The following is a 6,963-nucleotide window of genomic DNA, read 5'->3' as shown; positions in this document are numbered from 1 at the left end:
TTTTGCGCTGCAGCCAAAACTCTTACTTCTTGACGAACCATTTGGTGCCCTAGATGCACTTACACGTGGTCATCTACAAAGCCAGCTTATGGATCTTTGCCAAAATGCGGGCATTACAACAGTAATGGTTACCCATGATGTAGATGAAGCACTATTGCTTAGCGACAGAATAATTCTGCTTACAAATGGGCCAAAAGCGCACATCGGCCGGATCATCTCAGTACCCTTTGAGCGCCCCCGCTGCCGGAAAGATGTTTTAAACAATCCGAACTACTACACGTTACGCAACGAGCTGCTTGAATTTCTACACGATCAAAAAAAGGTGAGCAAAAGACAGAAAAAGAGCTTATCTATTAATCTGCAATCGACAATTTCAAAGGAAGCAAATTTACAAACAATTCACCTTGGTTATCTAGCAGGTCTTGATGCTGCGCCACTACTGGTGGCGAAACAAAAAAAACTTTTTGAGAAGTATGGCTTAAACATTGAACTACTCCAATGCCAAAGCTGGTGCGAGATTGATGATCTTCTTAGATTGGAGCGTTTAGATGGTGCTGCCCTTAGTGCTGCTCAGCCACTCTCAATGGCAGCAGGGGCGGTGGATAGCAAATCACTTCCAATGGTGGTGAGCCAAACCCTCAGCCGTAATGGCAATGCCTTGGTGCTATCAAGCAACCTAGGAATAAGCAACACTGAAGAGTTATTACATAAGCTGCGCTCGGGCGATGAATTGAGGCTGGGAGTTCCCGATCGGCTATCAATGGCTGAATTGTTATTGCGCCACTGGCTTGGAGCTCAAGGGGTTGATCCAGAACAGATTTCATGGCAACGCCGCAGCCCAATCACATTGCTAGCTGCTATGGAAGCAGATCTAATAGATGGCTTTGCGGCAGGGAAATTAAGAGCCTGTCTGGCAAAACATCGCGGCAGCGGCAAAGTTGTGCTCACAGATGCTTCAGTTTGGCCAAACCATGCAGAAAAAGTATTGGCATTCAGGGAGGCCTGGGTTGATAACCACCGCAACCAGGCTGTGGCGCTCACTGGAGCAGTGCTGGAGGCCGCAAACTTTTGCGATCAAGTAAGCAATAGAGATGAATTATTGGAGGTATTAGCAGCACCAGAAGCGTTTGGCCCACAACTTTTAACACCAATTCAAGAAGGTTTTAGTGATACTGAGCAGAGCTTAAATTTAAATGATGCCACGAGTTTACTGCGTTTTAATCGCTACTTTCTTGGCCAAGCCTGCTATCCAGATCCCGCAGAAGGGCTTTGGGTTCTTACTCAGCTTGCCCGCTGGGGAATGAGTGAATTACCTAGCCATAGGCAAGAATTACTGGATCGAGTTTACGACCGGCGCTTATTTCTTGAAGCCTGTGAATTAGTAGGAATTAATGACCAGGAACCAAGTAAAAGAGTATACGAATTAGCAAATGGCGAATATTTTAATGTAGATGATCCAATTGGCTATTTAAAAAACCTACCATTTTCTGCTCTTAATAGGAATTAAAAATGACATTATCTGAAGCTCAGGGGCTTGGGGTGGAGTTCCTGAATCTAGGCAAAATCTTTGGCAGTAAAGAAAGCCAAGTTGTTGTTTTACAGGAAATTAATCTTTCGGTGGCGCCTGGTGAATTTGTATGTGTAATCGGCCATTCCGGTTGCGGCAAAAGTACCCTGCTAAATACATTATCCGGCTTTGAAAAAGCAAGTTCCGGTTCGGTTTTAGTGGGTGACATTCCAGTTCAGAGCCCTGGTCCAGATAGAATGGTAGTGTTCCAAAACTATTCCTTGTTACCCTGGAAAAGCGCCTTAAATAATGTTGCTTTAGGGTTGCGAGCAATCAACCCAAACGATTCAAAAAAGAAAATACTTGCAGACGCTGAGGCAATGCTTGAAATTGTTGGGCTTGGTGATTCAATTCATCTCTTCCCAAATGAACTAAGTGGCGGCATGCGCCAGAGAGTTGCTATCGCACGAGCTATGGCCATCAAACCTCCAGTATTAATTCTTGATGAACCATTTGGAGCGCTTGATCCAATTACAAAAGAAGAATTACAAGAGGAGCTCCTAGCGCTATGGAGGCAGCAGCGCTGCACTGTATTAATGATTACCCATGATATTGACGAAGCTCTTTTCCTTGCTGACCGTGTAGTAATGCTCACCAATGGGCCTGCAGCAACGATCGGAGAAATTCTAGAAATTCCTTTTAATCGCCCCCGCGATAGAGACGAACTAACTCGTGATCAGCGCTACGGCAAATTACGAAACCGAGCTCTTGAATTTCTTTTTGAAAGCCAAGGTGAAGGTTCAAACTTGTCTTGAAATTGATACTGCAGCAGCCTTAAGTTCAGGCTGTTTCGAATAGGGGCAGCCCAATTCATGCATTAAACGATTTGCTTCGCAGTGGTTTTGTTGAGATGCCCCCCAATGCATTGGTAAAAACACAGTGCCCGGCCTGATCTTTTTAGATATCTGTACCCGAGCGCAAACCATTCCTCGCCTTGAGCGAATTTCAGCCCAGTCGCCTTCATTTAAACCAACATGCTCAGCATCAAGGGGGTTCACCTCTAAAAGCGCCTCGGGATGCTGTTGCATAAGTTTTGGCACCAATGCGGTGCGGGTCATGGTGTGCCAATGCCCCAGATAACGACCCACCGTAAGTATCAGGGGATAGGCATCACATGGAGGTTCAGCAAGTCCAAAAGGAGGATCCCACAACAAGCGAGCTCTGCCCGATTTAGTGGGAAAACGTTTGTCGCAATAAAGCCTGGCCGCGCCTCCACCTGGAAGGGTGTGCAAAGGAAAGGGCCATTGCTGCGGTCCATGATCAGCCAGTAAAGAGTGGCTTAAACCAGCCATATCGCATACTCGCCCAGTGGTAATAGCAACAAATTCAGCGTAAACATCACTGCTTTGGCTGTAATCAAAGGCAGAAAAAAATCCAAGCCTTCTGCCCAGTTCGGCAAAAATTGCCCAATCAGCTCGAGCTAGCCCTGGGGGATCACGGAAGGCCTGGCAAAGAGTTACGCGCCGTTCTGAATTGGTCATCACCCCTTGTTTTTCGCTCCACTGAGCAGCAGGCAATAACAAGTGCGCAACATCTGCGGTTTCCGTGCCGGCATAGGCTTCACTCAGCACCACAAAAGGACAGTTCTGAACTGCCGCGCGAACCCGATCTAAGGAGGGAAGGCTTACAAGCGGATTTGTTGCAGCTACCCACCACAAGCCAAGCTCACCTCGCTCCATAGCTTCAACTTGTTGCCACACATCTCTACCTGCTTCTGGAGCAATTGATCCTTCTGGAAGATTCCAGTGATGTTCAAGTTCAATTCGATGCAGTGGGTCTGTAACAGTGCGATATCCAGGCAAAAGCTGACTCAAGCCACCTGCTTCTCGCCCCCCCATGGCATTGGGCTGGCCTGTGAGGGAAAAAGGTCCTGCCCCAGGTTTACAAATTTGTCCACTAATAAGATGCAAATTAATAATTGCGCTCACCGTGGCACTACCTTCAACGCTTTGATTCACCCCCATAGACCAAGCGCTTAAAACCGCATCACTGGCTTGCCAATACTCTAATAATTTATGCAATTGTGATTCATCAATGCCACAAATATCACTTACTCGTTGCGGTGTATAAGCAAATAACTGATCAGTTAGCTCGGCGTAGCCGTGGGTGGCTGCAGCAACAAAACCATGGTCAATGATGTTGTTGCTTACTAACAGTTGAGCAATACCATGTAATAGAAACAGATCAGTGCCGGGTTTAATGGCCAAATGCAGATCCGCCTCTGAGGCAGTTGCAGTACATCGGGGATCCACAACAATAATTCTAAGATCATTGGGATTACGGCGTTTGCGTTTAATCAAACGTTGCCATAAAACAGGATGACACTCAGCTGTATTTGTGCCAATTAAAAACACCAGATTCGCCACATCTAAATCGTCGTAGCAACAGGGCGGGCCATCAGAACCAAGGCTGCGGCTATAGCCAGCCACTGCCGAACTCATACATAGCCGTGAATTAGCGTCAAAGTGATTGCAACCTAAATAACCCTTAAAAAGTTTTTGAGCAAGGTAATAGTCTTCAGTTAAGAACTGACCAGAACCATATACAGCCAATCCAGAAGGGCCTTTTGTAGCCAGAATTTTTTGAATCTGTGCAACTAATAGCTCAAAGGCCTGATCCCATGAGATGGGGGTAAAAGGCTGGTCAAGTTGTTCTCTCCATAGGGGCGCAGTGAGGCGGTTTTGGTGAAGGGTGGCCCCAATAGTGGCGCCTTTAACGCATACCTGGCCAAGAGAGGAGGGGTGCTTGCGATCACCCCGAGCACTCCATGAAATGGAATTTGAAGCTTCTTTAGGTGGAAATAATTCAAGACCACAGCCAACACCGCAGTAGGGGCATTGCCCTAAAAAGGGTGCGGGGCTAGTTACCACTTTCGATAGGGCAAGAATTTGCCATTCATAGTTATCAGCACACGATCACCTTTAGGATCTTCCTCTTTATCAACTGTGAGGCTAAAATCTATCGCAGACATAATTCCGTCACCAAACTTTTCTTGAATTACATCTTTCAATGGCATGCCATAAACTTGCATAATCTCGTAGAAACGATAAAGCAACGGGTCGGTTGGAATTACCGGATCTAATCCACCCTTAACAGGAAAAGCCATAAGTTCGCAACTCATTTCAATTGAATTATCGTTTTTTTCTAAACCCAAGGCTTCAAGTAATGCTTTTGCCTCCTGCTCAGATGCAGTTGCCTGGCCATAGATCAAGCTTGCTACCCACACCTCATCAACACCTAACTTTTCGCCTAAATCAGCAAAACTTAAGCCAAGATTGCGTTTAGCCGCCAGCAAAGTAACCGTGAGCTGGGATTGAGCCATGGCACACCAGAGATGAATCGAGTTAACCCTATGAATTCCGAAGAGCTATCCCGGCAGCCGTTGCTACAAAATCCACCCCTGCGTTGCTGCCTACTAAGCGGAGGCAGCAGCCGTCGTATGGGGCAAGACAAGGCCCTATTGGCTCACCCTGAGGGAGGCACTTGGTTGGAGCGCAGCCTGAAACTGCTTGCTCAATTGCAGGCGCCAATCACATTGTTCAGTTGTCATCAAGCCCACCTGGAAATGGGCTCAACTATGGAGCTGGTAACTGCAATTCCAGAAGATCCCCCCTGGGAGGGCCCCCTGTTAGCTCTACATCGGTTGATGCAAATCCACCCGGAGCAAACGTTGCTGCTGTGCCCCGTAGACATGCCTTACCTAACCTTCGGGGCGATCAACAGCTTGCTAGAGAAAGCTAAGCGAAAGCCAAATTCACTTGTTTTGGCCCATGATGGTGAACAACTGCAACCCCTCCTTGGCGTTTATCCGAGCAACGCTGCCATTAGCAAGAACCTAAACCAAACCATAAATACTGGTGAACGCAGCCTTATGGCCTGGCTAAAACAATTAGCTAAGATAGTTTTGCTGCTCGATGCAAAGGCAATTCGCAATATCAACTATTCACAGAAAATCACAACCTATTATGAATCCTGGCAATAACACCAAATCGTGAGTGGCGTTGCACAATCTCTACCGCTAATTTTCGGCCTGGAGCACAGGTTAAGGCCAAGGATTTGACCCTATGACCCAATTAGACCAACATTGCAGACCGATTGGAGTTTTACGACTATCCCTTACGGCCCTTTGCAACCTTGCTTGTCCCTACTGCCTTCCAGATAGCAAAGAGCCATTGGGTTTAATCAATCTTGAGCAGCGCTTAAAAATAGTGAAAGCTGCCGTTGAACTTGGTGTTCACAGCTTGCGGCTAACGGGCGGTGAGCCACTGTTAAATCCAGACCTTGAAGAACTGATAACCGCAATCAATCCACTACGAAATCAAGGCTTAAGCGACATAGCGCTAACTAGCAACGGATTCCTACTAAATGGCGAGCGGGCCCATCGCCTGCGCAAGGCAGGATTAAATCGGATCAGCCTTAGCCTTGATGGAACCACAGCAGATTCAGTGGCTCGCATGGCTGGGATTAAACATGGCGAATTACATCTGGCCCAGGTGTTGGCAGCCATTGGCCATGCCCGTTCAGCAGGCTTTGATCCAGCCAAAGGTGACCTAAAACTAAATGCTGTTATTGAAAAGGGAAAAAATGACAACCAATTGCTACCCCTAGCAGAATTAGCAAGAAACGAAGGCATTGAACTACGTCTTATTGAATACATGGATGTGGGTAACCGCAACGGCTGGCAGCCAGAAGCTGTTTTAACAAGTGCTGAAATGATTGCGGTTATAAATAAGCAGTGGGCCCTTGAACCACTTAAAAGGAGATCAGCCACCACAGCAAAGCGCTGGCAATATACAGATCGCAAGAGCTATTTGGCAACTATAGCTTCTATTAGTGAACCTTTTTGCGGCGATTGCAACCGGCTTCGGGTAACTGCAAATGGCATTGCTTACACCTGTTTATTTGCAAGCCAAAACAGTGGCTTAGATTTACGTGATTACCTACAAGCAAACAGTTGTTCCGGCGACCTTAAAGAAGCAATTGGCAAACTTTGGGGTAATCGAAGCGATCGCTACAGCGAACAACGGGAGCAACAACTTAAAAGTGGTAGCCGTAAAGCACCAGCTGAGATGGCATTACTTGGTGGCTAATAAAAGCTATTTAACTATAGCAATGAATTCCCAAAAGCTTACAACCAGCAATAGCTAATACTAGCGCCAACGTATAACGAATCCATTTTACCGGCAAATAGGAGCTGCCTAAGTGCGATCCAATTGCCCCTGAAATAAAAACTACTGGAAGCCACAGAAGCATGGGTCCACGCAGCAACTCAGCGGCCGCAGTTGGCTTTGAAAGCAGCAAACCGGCAAAGCCAGCCAAGGAGTTAAGCAAAACAAATAAAACTGATACCGCTGCTGCTCCGCGGGTATTGCACCAACGGGTAAACAGTAATAGTG

At 46.8% G+C, this 6,963-nt stretch carries 6 protein-coding genes; 4 read left to right on the top strand and 2 right to left on the bottom strand.

Annotated features, from left to right (window positions below; translation table 11 throughout):
* A partial coding sequence (locus KB557_RS07910) for an ABC transporter substrate-binding protein (RefSeq protein WP_255133021.1) occupies positions 1–1,507 on the top strand: 1,507 nt, incomplete at its 5' end.
* A gap of 2 nt (positions 1,508–1,509) precedes the next feature.
* Positions 1,510–2,322, top strand: coding sequence for an ABC transporter ATP-binding protein (locus KB557_RS07905; RefSeq protein WP_255133018.1), 813 nt, complete (start codon positions 1,510–1,512; stop codon positions 2,320–2,322).
* Here the strand turns inward: KB557_RS07905 and KB557_RS07900 are convergent.
* Together KB557_RS07900 and cynS are read right to left on the bottom strand one after the other, a co-directional pair.
* Positions 2,308–4,437 carry a molybdopterin oxidoreductase family protein gene (locus KB557_RS07900; RefSeq protein WP_255133016.1) on the bottom strand — a complete coding sequence of 710 codons (2,130 nt, stop codon included), beginning with the start codon at positions 4,435–4,437 and terminating at the stop codon, positions 2,308–2,310. The genes KB557_RS07905 and KB557_RS07900 overlap by 15 nt on opposite strands.
* Positions 4,431–4,889 carry a cyanase gene (gene cynS, locus KB557_RS07895; protein ID WP_255133014.1) on the bottom strand — a complete coding sequence of 153 codons (459 nt, stop codon included), beginning with the start codon at positions 4,887–4,889 and terminating at the stop codon, positions 4,431–4,433. The genes KB557_RS07900 and cynS overlap by 7 nt, the downstream gene beginning before the upstream one ends.
* A 30-nt stretch (positions 4,890–4,919) precedes the next feature.
* On the opposite strand from cynS, the gene KB557_RS07890 reads away from it, so the two are divergent.
* Positions 4,920–5,549 carry a molybdenum cofactor guanylyltransferase gene (locus tag KB557_RS07890; RefSeq protein ID WP_255133011.1) on the top strand — a complete coding sequence of 210 codons (630 nt, stop codon included), beginning with the start codon at positions 4,920–4,922 and terminating at the stop codon, positions 5,547–5,549.
* Positions 5,550–5,631: 82 nt separating this feature from the next.
* Positions 5,632–6,657, top strand: coding sequence for a GTP 3',8-cyclase MoaA (locus KB557_RS07885; protein ID WP_255133009.1), 1,026 nt, complete (start codon positions 5,632–5,634; stop codon positions 6,655–6,657).
* Positions 6,658–6,963: the final 306 nt, after the last annotated feature.

This window comes from Synechococcus sp. Cruz CV12-2-Slac-r, from assembly GCF_024346075.1.
Classification (GTDB): Bacteria; Cyanobacteriota; Cyanobacteriia; order PCC-6307; family Cyanobiaceae; genus Synechococcus_D.
This window is presented reverse-complemented; position numbering and strand designations above follow the sequence as displayed.

What these genes read in the sequence shown, in the direction of transcription:
- KB557_RS07905 (WP_255133018.1), top strand. Translation starts at nt 1,510, where the DNA reads ATGACATTATCTGAAGCTCAGGGGCTTGGGGTGGAGTTCCTGAATCTA.
- KB557_RS07890 (WP_255133011.1), top strand. Translation starts at nt 4,920, where the DNA reads ATGAATTCCGAAGAGCTATCCCGGCAGCCGTTGCTACAAAATCCACCC.
- KB557_RS07885 (WP_255133009.1), top strand. Translation starts at nt 5,632, where the DNA reads ATGACCCAATTAGACCAACATTGCAGACCGATTGGAGTTTTACGACTA.
- cynS (WP_255133014.1), bottom strand. Translation starts at nt 4,889, where the DNA reads ATGGCTCAATCCCAGCTCACGGTTACTTTGCTGGCGGCTAAACGCAAT.